Origin of the sequence: Escherichia coli DSM 30083 = JCM 1649 = ATCC 11775 (assembly GCF_003697165.2) — a bacterium.
GTDB lineage: Bacteria > Pseudomonadota > Gammaproteobacteria > Enterobacterales > Enterobacteriaceae > Escherichia > Escherichia coli.
In genome coordinates, this window is the sequence record NZ_CP033092.2 from 4,084,562 (window position 1) to 4,102,471 (window position 17,910).

Genomic DNA, 17,910 nt, shown 5'->3' on the forward strand with positions numbered 1-17,910 from the left:
AACCGCCTCATCTATCATTCATGGATGAGGCGCATTTATCAGTCGATGTAAGCTGAAAATGTTCTGCCATCCAGAGACAACCGCCGCCCCCCTGCGGCGTTTACTATTTCATCGCCCGCGTTAAGAATTCATTAAGCTTCATCCGTATACTCCTTATCTGTCGCACTGAATTTGACGAGAAAAAAAGCAATAATAAGGAACAACAAGTTGAAAAAGCGCATCACCTTTATCGTTTTTCTTTGCGCCATCGTGGCGGTGAGCCTGTTTTTTGTGCAATCCTGCGTCCGTAAAAGCCAGCATGTCGCAGGGTTTCAGAATTATCAGGCCACTATCGATGGTAAAGAGATTACAGGAGTAACTAAAAATATCTCCTCACTGACCTGGTCTGCGCAGAGCAATACCTTGTTTAGCACTATCAACAAACCTGCAACCATCGTTGAAATGACGACCGAGGGTGACCTGATCCGCACCATTCCGCTCGATTTTGTTAAGGATCTCGAGACGATTGAATACATTGGTGATAATAAATTTGTCATCAGTGATGAACGTGACTACGCCATTTATGTGATTTCACTTAACGCTGAGTCGGAAGTAAGCATCCTCAAAAAAATTAAAATCCCATTGCAGGAAACACCAACTAACTGTGGCTTTGAAGGGCTGGCTTACTCCTCTCAGGACCATACCTTCTGGTTTTTTAAAGAGAAAAATCCGATAGAGGTCTACAAAGTAACCGGGCTATTGCGTAGCGATGAGTTGCATATCAGCAAAGATAAAGCGTTGCAGCGTCAGTTTACTTTGGATGATGTTTCTGGCGCGGAATTTAACCCACAGAAAAATACGTTGCTGGTGTTGTCACATGAGTCACGCGCCCTGCAGGAAGTGACCGTGACAGGTGACGTGATCGGCGAAATGTCGTTAACCAAAGGCAAGTATGGCCTTTCACACAACATCAAGCAGGCGGAAGGGATAGCGATGGATGACAGCGGCAACATTTATATCGTTGGCGAACCGAATCTTTTTTATCGCTTTACGTCGACAAAATCATGATAACAGTCTGGCAGGTTCTCCTTTTTTGTTATTAACTTGTTAACTCAAAATAATACAAACCAGGCAGAACATGAATTCGACATCGCATCCCGTAGAACGTTTTTCTTTCAGCACCGCGTTATTCGGGATGCTGGTTCTGACCTTAGGTATGGGTTTAGGCCGCTTTCTCTATACGCCGATGCTGCCAGTCATGCTGGCGGAAGGCGAATTTTCCTTTAGCGAACTCTCATGGATCGCCACTGGTAACTATGCCGGGTATCTGGCGGGGAGCCTGCTGTTTTCATTCGGCGCGTTTCATTTACCCTCACGCCTGCGCCCGTTCCTGTTAGCTTCCGCCCTCGCAACCGGATTATTAATCCTCGCGATGGCGTGGCTACCGCCGTTTTTTCTGGTTTTCATCATTCGCTTTCTGGCGGGAGTCGCCAGCGCCGGGATGTTGATTTTCGGCTCAACGCTCATCATGCAACATACCCGCCATCCCTTTGTCCTTGCGGCGCTATTTTCTGGTGTTGGCGTCGGCATCGCTCTGGGCAATGAATATGTGCTGGCAGGCCTGCATTTTGCCCTCTCTTCACAAACGTTGTGGCAAGGTGCCGGAGCACTTTCTGCCATTATATTGCTTGCTCTGGCGCTGCTCATCCCGTCGAATAAACACATTATCGCGCCAGCGCCATTGGCAAAAATCGCGCAACAACCCATGAGCTGGTGGTTACTGGCGATTTTGTATGGTCTGGCGGGTTTTGGTTATATCATCGTCGCCACCTACCTGCCGCTCATGGCGAAAGACGCGGGCCAGCCTGTGCTGACGGCTCATCTTTGGACACTGGTTGGCTTGTCGATTGTCCCAGGTTGTTTTGGCTGGCTGTGGGCAGCCAAACGGTGGGGAGCATTACCTTGCCTGACCGCGAATTTGCTGGTGCAGGCGATCTGCGTGCTGTTAACCCTCGCCAGCAGCTCTCCTTTATTACTCATCATCAGCAGTATTGGTTTTGGCGGCACCTTTATGGGGACGACCTCGCTGGTGATGACCATCGCCCGCCAGCTTAGCGTGCCGGGAAATCTTAACCTTTTGGGCTTTGTGACACTCATTTATGGTATCGGGCAAATTCTTGGCCCGGCGCTGACCAGTATGCTCGGCAACGGAACGTCGGCCCTCGCCAGTGCCACGCTCTGCGGCGCAGCGGCGCTATTTATCGCAGCATTAATCTGCGGGATGCAAATATTCAAATTGCATACGAATTATTCTTAAGTAATTTAACGAATTTAACTTTTCAGTACATCACGTAAAATAATTAAAACATCCTTTTTCTTTGGAGGTACTCAGCCACCGCCGTTATTGTTCCTGGTTTAGCAATTCCACGGCCAATTCATTATTTCTGGTCACATTATAGTCAGGATCGTTTTATATCTCCGTGCTAGAAAAAACAAGTTTAATTCTGTTTTTTCACGGAAGGTCACTATGTCTTCAACAAATGCGCATCAAATAAAAAATAATGATCAAAACTCTTTATGTGGTCTGGGTGACAAAATACGCCGCCTGACCGCCGGAGTTTGTTTATTTACACAAATTTTTTTCCCCGTCATGGCGACGGCACAAAATGTGGTACATGCTAAACCTCAGACGACAGTTTCATCTGCCCCCCCTCTAATAGAAAATAATACTGTGCCTTACACGCTTGGTGCGCTGGAATCAGCGCAAAGCGTTGCTGATCGATTCGGTATTTCACTGGAGGAGCTTCGTCGTCTTAATCAGTTCCGTACTTTTGCTCGCGGCTTTGATAACGTGCGCCAGGGTGAAGAGCTGGATGTTCCGGCAACAACCTTGCAGAAAAGTCATGAGCAACAAAATGCCGTACCGCCTGCGAATGGCGAAAACACGCTGGAGAATCAAATAGCCAGCACTTCGCAGCGAGTTGGCACCCTGCTTTCACAAGATATGAATAGTGAGCAGGCCAGCGGCATGGCGCGTGGTTGGGCGTCTTCAGAAGCCTCAGGCGCGATGACTGATTGGTTAAATAACTTTGGCACTGCGAAAATCTCTCTGGGTGTGGATGAAGATTTCAGCCTGAAAAATTCGCAATTCGACTTCCTGCATCCGTGGTATGACACACCTGATTATCTGCTCTTCAGCCAGCATACCCTTCACCGAACAGACGATCGTACCCAGATCAACACCGGTTTGGGCTGGCGTCATTTCACCCCCAGCTGGATGTCAGGCATCAACCTGTTTTTTGACCACGACCTGAGCCGCTATCACTCCCGCGCGGGTCTTGGCGCAGAATACTGGCGTGATTATCTGAAGTTGAGCAGCAACGCTTATATCGGCCTGACTGGCTGGCGTAGCGCACCGGAATTGGATAATGACTACGAAGCCCGCCCGGCCAACGGCTGGGATTTACGCGCGGAAGGCTGGTTACCAGCCTGGCCACAACTGGGTGGAAAACTGGTCTATGAACAATACTATGGTGATGAAGTGGCGCTGTTTGACAAGAATGATCGCCAAAGTAATCCCCATGCTATTACCGCGGGCCTCAACTATACCCCCTTCCCGCTTCTGACTCTCAGTGCGGAACAGCGTCAGGGAAAACAAGGTGAAAATGACACACGTTTTGCCGTTGATCTAACCTGGCAACCCAGCAGTTCAATGCAGAAACAGCTTAACCCGGACGAAGTGGCCGGACGGCGCAGTCTGGCCGGTAGTCGTTATGACCTGATTGATCGCAACAACAACATCGTTCTGGAATATCGCAAGAAAGAGCTGATTCGCCTGAGTCTGCTGGATCCGGTGAAAGGAAAGTCTGGAGAAATAAAACCGCTGGTTTCCTCGCTACAGACCAAATATGCCCTGAAAGGCTATAACATCGAAGCCGCTGCGCTGGAAGCTGCCGGAGGTAAAGTCAGCACGTCTGGAAAAGATATCACGGTTACGCTGCCAGGTTATCGCTTCACTAACACTCCAGAAACCGATAATACATGGTCGATAGACGTTACCGCCGAGGATGTAAAAGGGAACCTGTCACGGCATGAACAAAGCATGGTCGTCATTCAGGCTCCGACATTAAGCCAGAAAGATTCTCTGTTATCCGTTAATCCGCTAACCGTAGCTGCAGATAAAAAATCGACGACCACATTGACCGTTACTGCGCACGATTCCGACGGAACTCCGGTGCCGGGGCTGGCGCTGCAAACCCGCAGTGAAGGCGTTCAGGATATCACCCTGTCTGACTGGACAGATAACGGTGATGGTAGTTACACACAGATGCTGACCGCCGGAACGACATCAGGTTCAGTAACACTGACGCCGCAAATTAACGGTGAGAGTGCGGTAAAAGAATCCATTGTCGTTAATATCGTCCCTGTTGTCTCATCCCGCGACCATTCATCAATAACAATAGATAACGTATCGTATTATGCCGGAGACGACATCAAGGTTAGGGTGGAACTGAAAGACGACAGCAATCAACCGGTTGCATATCAAAAAGAGGAATTGGTAAAAGCCGTTACTGTCGAAAACAGCAAACCTGGCGCCACGATTGTCTGGCACGAAGAGCAGCCTGGCGTTTATACCGCGAATTATCCGGCCCATAAGCAAGGGACAGCACTAAGGGCACAACTTAGCCTTCACAACTGGAATGCTCCACTGCAATCGCATATTTATAACATTGAGGCAAACCAGAATAAGGCTCGCGTCGCCACATTATCAGCGACGAATAATGACGTTTACGCCGATAAAAAGACATTTAATACCCTCACGATCAACATCACTGATGAGAGTGATAATCCCCTGACAAATCATCAGGTCACCTTTAAGAATGAAAAAGGAAGCGCGGAGTTTGTCGAACCGCCGCAGCAAAATACGGATGCATATGGTGTTGCCACAATCAACATGGTAAGTCAGGTTGCGGAAGAAAATACGATTAGCGCCACGCTGCCAAATGGTTTCTCACAACGGATAATTGCGAAATTCGTTAGCGATTCGAGTACGCCAAAATTCAAACAACTGGTTGCCGATCCAGATACCATTATTGCTGGCAACAGCCAGGGCAGTACTCTGACCGCCACCGTCACAGACTTTCATAACAACCCATTAAAAGATATGAAAGTGAATTTTGTGGCACCTGGTGGTTCGCAACTGGACAACACGACCGCCACAACAGACCAGTCCGGTATTGTGCGAGTGCACCTGACCAGTTCAAAAGCTGGTAGCTATTCCGTCGATGCCTCGCTTGAGGCGGATAAAAATATTCACCAGTCGGTCACGATCACCGTGGTCCCAAACAGGGAACAATCGGTAATGACCTTAAATGCCGGGTCAGGCAGTGCGATCGCTAACAATACAAATACCGTTATCCTGACAGCCAGTGTGAAAGATGTTTATGGACACCCGTTGCCGGATGAGGATGTGAAATTTACCTTGCCAGCCTCTATGACCGGGAACTTCACGCTAAGTAGTGAAAGCGCCCGCACCGATGCAAACGGCGATGCCGTGGTCACATTGCGTGGCACAAAAGCGGGTGAGTTTACAGTTACGGCGACGCTGACCAGAAATAATACCGTTGCTCATCAGCAAGTCACTTTTATTGGGGATACAAACAGCGCGCAGCTCCAGCCGCTGACTGCCTCATTAAATACCATTGTTGCGGGTAACAGTACGGGGAGTACCCTGACTGCAACGATCCTGGACGCTTACCAAAATCCGCTTAAAGACCAGCTGGTCACTTTCCAGAGTAACGATGTCACTCTAAGTGGAACAGAAGTCACCACCAATACACTGGGTCAGGCGACGGTAACAATGACCAGCAATATTGCCGGGCAACATAACGTCGTGGTGAACCGGAAAGCGCAAGCCTCCGATAATAAAACGTTTAGTTTATCAGTGCTGCCGGATGAAAGTTCGGCGAAGGTAATAAGTATAACCGGAGCCGAAAAAACGATAACGGTTGGCGAAAACATCACGCTACGGATACTCGTCCAGGACGCGTTTAACAATGTAATAGCGGGTCAACGCGTCAGATTAAGTGCGCAGCCAACAGCTAACATTACGATAGGCGATACGGCTTACACTGATAATAACGGTTACGCGTACGTTAACCTTCTCAGCACCCAGCCTGGGGTTTATCAGGTGACGGCAACGCTGGACAATAACAGTAGTAGTAAGGTTGACGTGAATGTGGCAAATGGCAAGCTCGAGTTAACATCATCGAAGCCAGAAACCACGGTCCATAACAGTGAAGGTATTACGCTGACCGCAACGGCGAGAAATGCTCGGGATGAATTAATGCCTGGACAAATTATCACCTTTAGCGTAACGCCTGAAGGTGCAACGCTAAGCAATACAGGGGAAGTCCTTACTGACCAGTATGGTCAGGCCAAAGTGACGCTGACCAGTGACAAAGTGAATGTCTATACCGTTACGGCCACAATGGGCAAAGATGTTCCCGTTCAGAGCCAGGTAACGGTTGCGGTTAAGGCAGATGCTAAAACGGCACATGTTGTGAGCGTCGTGGCCTCTCCTGACACCATCACCGCCGACGGCGTTGATAGCAGCACCATCACTTCACGAGTAGAAGATGATTACGGATTCCCGGTTGAAGGTGTCGATGTTCGTTACGCCTTAGACACCAAAGGTCGCCCGGTAGTTAATATTCCAACTACGCGTACCGATCAGTCCGGGCAAGTCACGGCGACAATAACCAGTACATTGGCAGAAACCTTAACGGTCAATGTGCAAGTTCCTGGTACAGCCAACCAATCCGCAACCATTACCTTGATTGCCGACACGGCGGATGAAAGTAAGTCAATTTTGAAATCCGACGTTGGCACTCTGATGGCTGACTACCAGCATAGCGCGAAACTTACGCTAACATTGCAAGACAAGTACGGTAACCCGATAGTGACGTCTGATCATCTGGAATTTGTCCAGTCAGGTCCCTTCGTGAACTTTCTCAAGTTGAGTGATATTGATTACAGCCAAAGAAATTATGGCGAGTACACCGTGACTGTCACTGGCGGAAAAGAGGGAACAGCGACTCTCATTCCCATGCTGAACGGGGTTCATCAGGCAAACTTAAGCGTATCGCTGAATCTCATCCGCTCGATAAAAGAAATGTCCGGTCATGTCACTGCAAACAACCATACCTTCTCCACGGCTAAATTCCCGAGCGAAGGTTTTGCAGGAGCGTATTACACACTCAACAATGATAACTTTGAAGCGGGTAAAACCGTTGATGATTATATGTTTTCAAGTTCACAGAGTTGGGTGTCGGTCGATGCTTCAGGTAAGGTTTCTTTCGCAAATATCGGCGATCAAACGTCAGTCACAATAAGCGCTGTTCCCCGACAAGGAGGTACAACCTACCAGACCTTAATTAAGCTGAAAGGCTGGTGGGTGAATAATGGAAATCAAACCAATATTTGGCTAGCTGCCAATGCGCTCTGTCATGCGAAAAATGATGGATATAATCTTCCTGGCATCACACATTTGACGTCTGGCGAAAACCAACGCACGCAGGGATCGCTCTATGGTGAATGGGGGAACGTTGGAGCGTTTTCCAGTAATTCGCAATTTACACAAGGTGCTTACTGGACAAATGAATCTGATGATTACAATAGGCATTACTATGTGCAGATGCTAACCGGTATGACCGGAAGCGACGCTGATTCCAGCCCCCAACTGACCGCCTGCCGTAAATCACTTTAATTTTAGTAGGTTATTAAGGATACCCTTGTGCGAGGGTATCCTTTCAGACTGATAACAAACGCTACATTACCTGATGCGCTGCGCTTATCAGGCCTATATAACCCCTGCAATATATTGAATTTATTGTTTTTGTACCCCAGCCGGCATGAACGGCCACTCAAGAAACTCAACAGCAACCGTTGATGTCAGCCAGACCCCGTTTTCCGCTTGCCAGAAAGGGATGCCTCGTTTCGCCATTTCCTGTGCTTTGACGGTTAAGATAACCGGCGATCCGTATCTTGCTCCCACTTTGCGTGCCGTTGCTTCATCAGCAGAGAGATGTACGTAGTGACGCTCACCTGCAATCAGCCCCTGTTTTTTTATCTCGTCAAGGAAACGGCTTGCCGTACCGTGGTAGAGAAACTGTGGCGGTGTTTTTTCGGCAAAGGAAATAGCGACCTGCGAAGTCGAATGCCCCTGAACCGCGCGGATGCACCTACCATCACTGGAATAACTAAAACGCTTTTTATCGCTGGTGGCAACCACAGTATCCAGCAATGCACGGGTTAACCGCTTGCCCGCTTTTTGGGCACAAAGTATGAGCTTATCGATATCCGCCCATCCTTCACGGTCCAGTACGATACCAATCGCCTCCGGTTTGTGTCGGAGGACAAAACTTAAAAACTTGCTCGTATCCGCCAGCTCTTTTTCGTTGTACTTTGCCATCGCGTTTTCGTCCCTGGATTTTCTGTTTTTATTTACTGATGTCATTGTCACTGGGTTTATGAATTTACTGCAACTCAATCCTGCGCAGAACCTTTTCCCCATAGCGTAATTTTTCCGCTATGCAAAAAACGCATAGCCAGAAACATACTTGCATTTTCCCCATACCCACATGGCTGATAAGGTTTTTCAGCTCCAGGAATTTTCCTGGCTCAAGCAACACACAAACACAAAAAAACAATGGGGATTGTTATGACACAACAAGGGGATGCTGTAGCCGGGGAGCTGGCGACAGAAAAAGTGGGCATTAAAGGGTATCTGGCTTTTTTTCTCACCATAATCTTTTTCTCCGGTGTTTTTTCCGGGACAGACAGTTGGTGGCGCGTTTTTGATTTTTCCGTTCTGAACGGATCGTTTGGGCAACTGCCTGGTGCGAACGGAGCCACCACCTCGTTTCGCGGCGCGGGTGGCGCGGGGGCTAAAGATGGCTTTCTCTTTGCGCTGGAGCTGGCACCGTCAGTCATTCTCTCTCTGGGGATTATTTCAATTACCGATGGTCTTGGCGGATTACGCGCCGCGCAGCAGTTAATGACGCCAGTGCTAAAACCGTTGTTGGGCATTCCAGGGATCTGCTCGCTGGCGCTGATCGCTAACCTGCAAAACACCGATGCCGCCGCCGGTATGACCAAAGAGCTGGCGCAGGAAGGTGAAATTACCGAACGCGATAAAGTGATTTTCGCCGCATATCAAACCAGCGGTAGCGCCATTATCACCAACTACTTCTCTTCCGGCGTCGCGGTGTTTGCCTTTCTGGGCACGTCCGTAATCGTACCTTTAGCAGTCATCCTGGTGTTTAAATTTGTCGGAGCCAACATTTTGCGCGTCTGGCTTAACTTCGAAGAACGTCGCAACCCAACGCAAGGAGCGCAAGCATGACAACTCAGGTCCGCAAAAACGTCATGGATATGTTTATCGATGGCGCGCGCCGTGGCTTTACTATCGCCACCACAAACCTGCTGCCAAACGTGGTGATGGCGTTTGTCATCATTCAGGCGCTGAAAATTACCGGCCTGCTCGACTGGGTGGGGCATATCTGTGAACCGGTAATGGCGCTGTGGGGATTGCCAGGTGAAGCGGCAACCGTCCTTTTAGCCGCATTAATGAGTATGGGCGGCGCAGTCGGTGTTGCCGCCAGTCTGGCAACCGCTGGCGCATTAACCGGTCACGATGTCACCGTTTTACTGCCCGCGATGTATTTAATGGGCAACCCGGTGCAAAATGTCGGTCGCTGCCTGGGGACAGCCGAAGTGAATGCCAAATATTACCCGCATATCATTACGGTCTGCGTGATTAACGCATTGCTGTCGATCTGGGTTATGCAGCTTATTGTTTAACAAGGAGTTACCATGATTGATTATACCGCAGCCGGTTTTACCCTGCTGCAGGGAGCGCATTTGTATGCGCCGGAAGATCGGGGAGTTTGCGATGTCCTCGTCGCTAACGGCAAAATTATCGCCGTTGCCAGTAATATCCCTTCTGACATTGTACCGGACTGCACGGTTGTCGATCTCAGCGGGCAGATCCTCTGCCCAGGTTTTATTGATCAACACGTTCATTTGATTGGCGGTGGCGGTGAAGCAGGTCCCACGACGCGCACGCCGGAAGTGGCGTTAAGTCGTCTGACGGAAGCGGGCGTCACGTCAGTGGTTGGTCTGCTGGGCACTGACTCTATCTCTCGCCACCCGGAATCCCTGCTCGCCAAGACCCGTGCGCTCAATGAAGAAGGTATCAGCGCCTGGATGCTGACCGGCGCTTATCATGTCCCTTCCCGCACTATTACGGGTTCCGTGGAAAAAGACGTGGCGATTATCGATCGCGTGATTGGTGTGAAATGCGCCATCTCTGATCACCGTTCTGCCGCACCGGACGTTTATCACCTGGCTAATATGGCGGCGGAATCCCGCGTTGGCGGTTTGCTCGGCGGCAAACCTGGCGTCACCGTGTTCCACATGGGCGACAGCAAAAAGGCGTTACAGCCTGTCTATGACCTGCTGGAAAACAGCGATGTGCCGATCAGCAAGCTGCTGCCGACCCACGTTAACCGCAACGTTCCGTTGTTTGAGCAGGCGCTTGAGTTTGCGCACAAAGGCGGCACTATCGACATCACCAGCAGCATTGACGAACCGGTCGCCCCTGCCGAAGGTATTGCCCGCGCCGTTCAGGCCGGTATTCCGCTGGCACGCGTCACCCTCAGCTCCGACGGCAACGGTAGCCAGCCGTTCTTCGATGACGAAGGGAATTTAACCCATATCGGTGTTGCAGGTTTTGAAACGTTGCTGGAAACCGTGCAGGTGCTGGTTAAAGACTATGATTTCAGTATCAGCGATGCCCTGCGCCCGCTCACCAGTAGCGTAGCCGGTTTCCTTAACCTGACCGGGAAAGGCGAAATTCTGCCTGGCAATGACGCAGACTTACTGGTCATGACGCCAGAATTGCGCATTGAGCAGGTATACGCTCGCGGCAAACTGATGGTCAAAGACGGCAAAGCCTGCGTGAAAGGAACGTTTGAAACGGCATAAACGGTTGTCAGCCGCCCGAATGGACGTAGAATGCCCGCAAGGGCGGCTGACAGAGTAAAACGTAATGGATGACTGTGGTGCGGTTTTGCATAATATTGAAACCAAATGGCTTTATGATTTTCTGACCCTGGAAAAATGCCGCAACTTTTCCCAGGCGGCAGTCAGTCGCAACGTCTCGCAACCGGCATTCAGCCGCCGCATCCGTGCACTGGAACAGGCGATTGGCGTTGAATTGTTTAACCGCCAGGTGACGCCGCTGCAACTCTCGGAACAAGGGAAAATCTTCCATTCGCAGATCCGCCATCTGTTGCAACAGTTAGAAAGCAACCTTGCAGAGCTGCGTGGCGGCAGCGATTACGCGCAACGTAAAATCAAGATAGCCGCTGCACACTCTCTTTCCCTCGGTCTGTTACCGTCCATTATCAGCCAGATGCCGCCGCTCTTTACCTGGGCGATTGAAGCCATTGATGTTGATGAAGCGGTCGATAAACTGCGTGAAGGGCAAAGTGACTGTATTTTTTCCTTTCACGACGAAGATTTGCTGGAAGCGCCGTTTGACCACATTCGCTTATTTGAATCTCAATTGTTCCCTGTCTGCGCCAGTGACGAACACGGAGAAGCACTTTTTAACCTCGCGCAGCCACACTTTCCGTTACTGAATTACAGCCGCAACTCCTACATGGGGCGATTGATTAATCGCACCCTGACGCGCCACAGTGAGTTAAGTTTCAGCACCTTTTTTGTCTCTTCGATGAGCGAGCTTTTAAAGCAGGTTGCCCTCGACGGCTGTGGGATTGCCTGGCTGCCGGAGTACGCCATCCAACAAGAAATTCGCAGCGGGCAGCTCGTTGTACTGAATCGGGACGAACTGGTGATCCCGATTCAGGCCTATGCATACCGAATGAATACCCGCATGAATCCAGTTGCCGAACGCTTCTGGCGTGAACTGCGCGAGCTGGAGATTGTACTTAGCTGACATTCTCGAGCGTCGCACTACGCCAACCGCCATTATCCCAGACCAGATCAAACGTTAGCGGTTCATCGTCGTGGTACAGCATTATCTCAAGGCTGATCGCCAGCGTGTGGCTGTACGCTTCTTTCAGATTGACCTGCAACGCCGCAATCCGTGGCTCATGAAATAACAGTGCAGAACGCAGCTGACGGCAATACCAGCTCTGGAGATGTTTGTCGCTCTGGTTATGCACTTGCCACTCGGGCATGCCTGAAACAAGTAATGACGGTAATGCCGAATGAGGAGAATTAAAAAGAGTGAGGAGATCGCTACATATTGATTTACGCAGCGATGACGTTTTATTGCCTGAAATTTCAGGTAAAACAGCCTGACGTGATTGGCGCATCATTTTGCGCACTCCTGACGTTTAGCAACATATGCGGCTTGCCCTGAACACCGGGCACCACTGTATTGATGCTCATTTTCCATAGCCATTCCCTTTTGTTCATTACATCCATGTCAGTCTGAGACAGGCCTGAATCCTGTCAGCAAAGTATAAAACCTTACTTGCCTATGAATATCTACTGACTTTTCAGGAAAAAAGTCATGATTTGATAAAAATCATCAAACTCAAAAAAAAACCGCTAGTATATTCTGAATATTCCGAATAGTTACGTAGATGAAAATACTTGTCACCACCGCTACTTAATTCCGGTGTGAAATTATTTATTTCCGCATAATCAGCCATGTATTATTTGAAACAATTAGTTTGTAAATAATATAAATTGATAACATATCAAATACATCAAAAATACCATTCACAGGCATTATTAATATAGACATCAATATAGCAACATCAAATTCCAATTAGTAATAAGATATGCTTTTAAATTGCATGCAAATAATTTTAAATGATCGTTTTTTGATACTTTATAGTGTTTCCCACCCTTTAATATCACTGTGTAGAGTTGATATCACTACAACAGAAACATGCATGTCATTTGTTTACTTCTCTTTTTACTACAGAAAAATTTATCTATTTTTCTAAACATCAGTGAAATACTCATAAAGGTAACTATTATGTCTATGCCATTAAGCAATGCCCTTCAGAGTCAAATTATTACAGATGATCACTTCCTTCATCATCCAAAAGTCGACAATGAGTTAACACGTAAATATGAACGTGCACGCCTGGATACGGAAAATATCTATCTTCTGCCTCTTACTCGTGGCAATAATCATAATTACGATGGAAAAAGCGTTGTCGAAATTAGAAAACTTGATATTAGTAAAGAGTCCTGGCCATTTAATTATGTGACAGAAACATGCAGAGAATCCGATGGTATTACAACAACAGGACGTATGCTCTATCGAAACTTGCGAATCACCTCAGCTTTAGACGAAATATATGGTGGTATATGTAAAAAGGCGCATGCTGCCACAGAGTTAGCAGAAGGATTACGGCTAAATTTATTTATGAAGAGCCCTTCCTATCCTGTTGAGGACTATACAGTTCATGAAATAACATTAGGCCCTGGTTGCAATGTTCCAGGTTACGCCGGAACCACGATAGGATATATTTCAACACTTCCAGTTTCTCAGGCAAAAAGATGGACAAATGAGCAGCCAAGGATTGATATCTATATTGATCAGATAATAACTGTCTCAGGGGTGGCAAATTCTTCCGGATTCGCCCTTGCCGCATTACTTAATGCTAATATTGGAATGGGAAATGACCCAATAATTGGTATAGAAGCCTATCCAGGTACCGCGGAGATCCATGCAAAAATGGGATATAAAGTTATCCCCGGTGATGAAGATGCAAAACTCAAACGTATGACTTTGCAACCGTCATCTCTTCCAGAGCTGTTTGAATTAAAAAATGGTGAATGGAATTATATTGGTAAATAACCACTGAGAAGAATGAGTACTCACGTTCAGGTTATACAGATAGTTAAACAATACCCTGCAATTTAGAAAGTAATACTCATTGCGACTTCTTAATTTAAGAAAGCGCAAGGAATGTTTACCCTTGCGCTTATCATAATAAGTCAGGCGTCGACTTTATCCAGCGGCCATGAATCAAACAGATAGCCGTCAAAATAAATATCGTCAACGTTCGAGAATTCCAGCAGACGTTGCTTAACGTTTTCCAGATGCTGCCACATTGCCAGCTTCGCCGCTCGGGCATCTTTTTTGATTAACGCGGCGAGGATCTGTTTGTGATCGCCCAACCACTCTTTGCGATACAGGCTGTCATCCAGATGGCTGTGCAACTGGATCCACATTGGATTGTTTTCCCGCCACTGCCAGGACTGACGGAATAACTCCACCAGCATGCTGTTATGCGTTGCTTCGGCAATAGCGAGATGGAACTGCATATCACCGCTTTCGCTGCTGCCCGGCGCGCTGGAAGCCAGTTCACGCTCTTCCAGTTGCAATGCCTGACGCATTTTGACGATATCTTCGCGGGTAGCCTGCAAAGCGGCAAATTCCGCGATGTTACTTTCCAGTAACTGACGCGCCTGTAACAGCTCAAAAGGACCCGCATCATTACAGACGTTGGCATCCGAACTGTCTGTGTTGTGGCTGCCTGAGCTATCAAGAACATAGATACCGGCACCCCGGCGCACTTCCACCAGCCCTTTGATCTCCAGCATGATCAGCGCTTCACGTACCACCGTCCGCGTGACATCAAGCATTTCTGCAATTTCACGCTCCGGCGGCAGCCGTTCGCCAGGATTGTACGGCGTCTTTATGATCAGATCGCGGATCATCGCCCCGACTTCCTGGTAAGGTCTTTGCGCAGAGGTGGCAGATTTCATGGTGTTGTGTCCGTTAGGTGCGGTTAATCAAATTTTTGCCGGATGCGGCGTGAACGCCTTATCCGGCCTACAACGGGCAATTTTACGGCCCCTGTTAATCTCAAACTATACCATTAGCACTGGAAGTTGGCACGTACAGGTGGGCAAAAAAACGAAAACTGGTCAACCAAATATCAGTTTGATTGACCAGTAAGTCTGTAGGGTAATCAGTTAGTTACAGCGCAGCCACACACTCGCGCGCACCGCGTTCGCACAGCTGCTGATATGCCGCCGTCACCGCGCCAACAAAGTCGGCATTCTGCGGCAGATCATCGGCAAAAATACCGCTCAGGCCTAGCAGCGCTTTCACGCGGTCTGCGCCCTGATACTGCGCGTTAATCTTCTGGAACTCGGCCAGCATCGGGTCGACCACGTCAATGGCATTACCCTGCTCATCCACGCCCTGGGTGTAACGCATCCAGCCAGCCACGCCCAGCGCCAGGTGACGCCAGCTGCCGCCGTTTTGCAGGTGCAGACGCACCGGGTCCAGCAGACGCTGCGGTAACTTCTGGCTGCCGTCCATCGCAATCTGCCAGGTACGGTGACGCAGAGACGGGTTGCTGAAACGCTCGATCAGCAGCGTCGCATAGGCGTTCAGGTCCGTACCTTCCGGCATCGACAGCGTTGGCGCTTGTTCCTGCATCATCAGGGCAAAGGCCGCTTTGCGATAATCCGGGTTAGTCATGGTGTCGGCAATAGTTTCATAGCCGCCGAGGTAACCGAGGTACGCCAGGAAAGAGTGGCTACCGTTCAGCATACGCAGCTTCATCATTTCGAACGGCACAACGTCTGCAACGAACTGTGCGCCCACTTTATCCCAGTCCGGGCGACCATTAACGAAATTATCTTCAATCACCCACTGACGGAACGGTTCGCAGGCAATGGCGCACGGGTCGTAAACGCCCAGCTGGTCAGCAATTTCCTGTAAGGTTTCTGGCGTCGCCGCCGGAACGATGCGGTCAACCATGGTGCACGGGAAGGTGACGTTCTCTCCAATCCATGCCGCTAGCTGCGGGTCACGCGCCTGAGCCAGCCCCAGTACCGCGACCTTCGCCACATGACCGTTTTCACGCACGTTATCGCAGGACATCACCGTAAATGCTTTCAGCCCTTTTTCACGACGCAGACGCAAGGCTTCGACGATGTAACCAATCGCGGACTTCGGCGCAGTCGGGTTTTCCAGATCGTGCTTGATCAGCGGGTTATTGAGATCCAGTTGACCGCTTGCCGCATCAGCGCAGTAGCCTTTTTCCGTGACCGTCAGAGAGACAATCGCCGTTTGCGGACGCGCCATCGCGTTGAGAATACCTTCGCAGCCGTCGATTTCCGGGTGCAGCGCTTCTTTCATCGAACCGATAATTTTCAGCTCGGTGCTTTCCGCGCCTTTTTCCGCCACGGTGTACAGCAGTTGCTGTTTTTTCAGGTTTTCGATCAGCACGCGGTCGTTGCCTGGCATCAGGTTAACTTCGCAGATACCCCAGTCGCTGTCGGTGCTTTCCAGCAGATGATGGGTGTACAGCGCCTGGTGCGCACGGTGAAACGCCCCGCAACCGAGATGCACAATGCGTGATTCCAGACGAGAATGATCCCATGACGGGCGGGCAACCGGCAGATTGCTGTCAACAATAGTAGTCATCGTAAACTCCAGAATCCGTCTTCAGAGAGTGACGGCAAGGAAGAAGGAACCGGCACGGCGCGCAGCCATGCCGGTGGATATTAACGGCTAAAGAAAGCGCGCTGGATCGCCAGTTCGACACCGCGAACTTCGGCCAGGCCTTTCAGACGACCAATTGCGGAGTAACCTGGGTTGGTTTTCTTCTTCAGGTCGTCCAGCATCTGATGACCGTGGTCCGGACGCATCGGGATCAGGTCTTCTTTGCCTTCCGCTTTACGACGGTGTTCTTCTTCAACAATCGCTTTCACCACTTCGTACATATCAACGTCACCGTTCAGGTGCGCCGCTTCGTGGAAGGTTTTCGGGTTATCTTCACGCATGGTGGAGCGCAGATGGGTGAAGTAAATACGCGGACCGAACTGCTTGATCATATCAACCAGATCGTTGTCAGCACGCACGCCGTAGGAACCGGTGCACATGGTGAAACCGTTCGCCATGCTATTTACGGTATCAACCATCCACTGCATATCTTCAATGGTAGAAACAATGCGCGGCAGGCCGAGGATTGGGCGCGGCGGATCGTCCGGGTGAACAGCCATACGCACGCCAACTTCTTCGGCAACCGGAATAATCGCCTTCAGGAAGACGGCAAAGTTTTCGCGCAGTTTGGCTTTGTCGATATCTTTGTACAGCTCCAGGTGCTTACGGAACTGGTCGAGGGTGTACCCTTCTTCCGCGCCCGGCAGACCGGCAATGATGTTACGGGTCAGACGCGCTTTGTCTTCGTCGCTCATAGTGGCGAAGCGTTCAGCTGCCTGAGCAATTTCTTCTTCGGTGTAATCCGCTTCCGCACCTGGGCGTTTCAGGATATGCATTTCGAATGCAGCGAATTCGATCTGGTCGAAGCGCAGAGCTTTGGAGCCGTCTGGCAGCACGTATTCGAGGTCAGTACGGGTCCAGTCGAGCACCGGCATGAAGTTGTAGCACACGGTGCGAATACCGCACTGCGCCAGGTTGCGCAGAGTCTGCTGATAGTTAGCGATCCACTGCTCATAGTTGCCAGTGTGGGTTTTGATATCTTCGTGAATTGGCACGCTTTCTACGACAGACCACACCAGGCCTGCATCTTCAACGATAGCCTTGCGTTTGAGGATCTCTTCTACGGACCATACTTCACCGTTCGGGATATGGTGCAAAGCGGTAACCACGCCAGTCGCGCCCGCCTGACGGACATCAGCTAAAGAAACCGGATCGTTTGGGCCGTACCAGCGCCAGGTCTGTTCCATGATTTTTCCTCTTTCACATAGTGGGTTCCACAGCAAAGAGACGCGGAACCCTGGAGTTGTTTAGGTATCCGGATGAACAACCAGACCGCAGCCGTGGCGTTGCATCGGATGAGATGGCGTATAAGTTCTACCTTTTGGTAAGACATGTCAACCCGAATTCTGAAA

Annotated in this window: 15 protein-coding genes; 8 read left to right on the plus strand and 7 right to left on the minus strand. The window is 49.7% G+C overall.

The genetic code is table 11. The annotated features are described in order from the left end of the window. The first annotated feature begins 207 nt into the window (after positions 1–207). From EAS44_RS21015 to iatD, 3 genes are all read left to right on the plus strand, one after another. Positions 208–1,047 (plus strand): SdiA-regulated domain-containing protein, encoded by an 840-nt coding sequence (locus EAS44_RS21015; RefSeq protein WP_000746214.1) that lies wholly within the window; start codon positions 208–210, stop codon positions 1,045–1,047. Positions 1,048–1,117: 70 nt separating this feature from the next. Next, positions 1,118–2,296 (plus strand): MFS transporter, encoded by a 1,179-nt coding sequence (gene yjiJ, locus EAS44_RS21020; RefSeq protein WP_001089439.1) that lies wholly within the window; start codon positions 1,118–1,120, stop codon positions 2,294–2,296. A gap of 210 nt (positions 2,297–2,506) precedes the next feature. Then, the gene (gene iatD, locus EAS44_RS21025) at positions 2,507–7,747 is read left to right on the plus strand and encodes an inverse autotransporter IatD (protein WP_000099596.1); all 5,241 of its coding nucleotides are present in this window, start codon (positions 2,507–2,509) and stop codon (positions 7,745–7,747) included. A gap of 120 nt (positions 7,748–7,867) precedes the next feature. Here iatD and kptA read toward each other — a convergent pair whose 3' ends face one another. Continuing rightward, complete coding sequence (kptA, locus tag EAS44_RS21030) at positions 7,868–8,452, minus strand: RNA 2'-phosphotransferase (RefSeq protein ID WP_001380868.1); 585 nt, start codon at positions 8,450–8,452, stop codon at positions 7,868–7,870. A gap of 249 nt (positions 8,453–8,701) precedes the next feature. On the opposite strand from kptA, the gene yjiH reads away from it, so the two are divergent. The 4 genes from yjiH to hypT all read left to right on the plus strand — a co-directional run bounded on the left by yjiH (position 8,702) and on the right by hypT (position 12,004). Continuing rightward, positions 8,702–9,385: a nucleoside recognition domain-containing protein gene (yjiH, locus tag EAS44_RS21035; RefSeq protein ID WP_001295597.1), complete on the plus strand. Its 684-nt coding sequence runs from the start codon at positions 8,702–8,704 to the stop codon at positions 9,383–9,385. Next, positions 9,382–9,843, plus strand: a complete 462-nt coding sequence (gene yjiG, locus EAS44_RS21040; RefSeq protein ID WP_000211971.1) for a YjiG family protein — start codon at positions 9,382–9,384, stop codon at positions 9,841–9,843. The genes yjiH and yjiG overlap by 4 nt, the downstream gene beginning before the upstream one ends. Before the next feature lie 12 nt (positions 9,844–9,855). Next, positions 9,856–11,028, plus strand: coding sequence for a beta-aspartyl-peptidase (gene iadA, locus EAS44_RS21045; protein ID WP_000568444.1), 1,173 nt, complete (start codon positions 9,856–9,858; stop codon positions 11,026–11,028). 64 nt (positions 11,029–11,092) lie between these two features. Further along, entirely contained in the window at positions 11,093–12,004 is a 912-nt protein-coding gene (gene hypT / locus EAS44_RS21050) for a hypochlorite stress DNA-binding transcriptional regulator HypT (RefSeq protein WP_000340758.1), read from the plus strand. On the opposite strand, the gene iraD is transcribed toward hypT, so the two are convergent. The 3 genes from iraD to ytiD form a co-directional block, all read right to left on the minus strand. Continuing rightward, a complete protein-coding gene (gene iraD, locus EAS44_RS21055) occupies positions 11,997–12,389 on the minus strand; it encodes an anti-adapter protein IraD (protein WP_001297236.1) in 393 nt (130 codons plus the stop codon). The two genes, hypT and iraD, sit on opposite strands and share 8 nt — an antisense overlap. Next, a complete protein-coding gene (idlP, locus tag EAS44_RS21060; protein ID WP_120795393.1) occupies positions 12,386–12,469 on the minus strand; it encodes an iraD leader peptide IdlP in 84 nt (27 codons plus the stop codon). Before idlP ends, iraD begins: the two co-directional genes overlap by 4 nt. Positions 12,470–12,584: 115 nt before the next feature. Beyond that, positions 12,585–12,728, minus strand: coding sequence for a protein YtiD (gene ytiD, locus EAS44_RS25805; RefSeq protein ID WP_001297228.1), 144 nt, complete (start codon positions 12,726–12,728; stop codon positions 12,585–12,587). A gap of 332 nt (positions 12,729–13,060) precedes the next feature. On the opposite strand from ytiD, the gene yjiC reads away from it, so the two are divergent. Further along, on the plus strand, positions 13,061–13,891 hold the full coding sequence (yjiC, locus tag EAS44_RS21065) for a DUF2686 family protein (protein WP_001299708.1): 831 nt from the start codon (positions 13,061–13,063) through the stop codon (positions 13,889–13,891). 140 nt (positions 13,892–14,031) lie between these two features. Here the strand turns inward: yjiC and uxuR are convergent, their stop codons facing one another. From uxuR to uxuA, 3 genes are all read right to left on the minus strand, one after another. Beyond that, positions 14,032–14,805 carry a Uxu operon transcriptional regulator gene (gene uxuR / locus EAS44_RS21070; protein ID WP_000833690.1) on the minus strand — a complete coding sequence of 258 codons (774 nt, stop codon included), beginning with the start codon at positions 14,803–14,805 and terminating at the stop codon, positions 14,032–14,034. Between the two features lie 214 nt (positions 14,806–15,019). Continuing rightward, a complete protein-coding gene (uxuB, locus tag EAS44_RS21075; protein ID WP_000208210.1) occupies positions 15,020–16,480 on the minus strand; it encodes a fructuronate reductase in 1,461 nt (486 codons plus the stop codon). An 80-nt stretch (positions 16,481–16,560) separates the two neighbouring features. Continuing rightward, positions 16,561–17,745 carry a mannonate dehydratase gene (gene uxuA, locus EAS44_RS21080; protein WP_000438582.1) on the minus strand — a complete coding sequence of 395 codons (1,185 nt, stop codon included), beginning with the start codon at positions 17,743–17,745 and terminating at the stop codon, positions 16,561–16,563. Between the last annotated feature and the right edge of the window lie 165 nt (positions 17,746–17,910).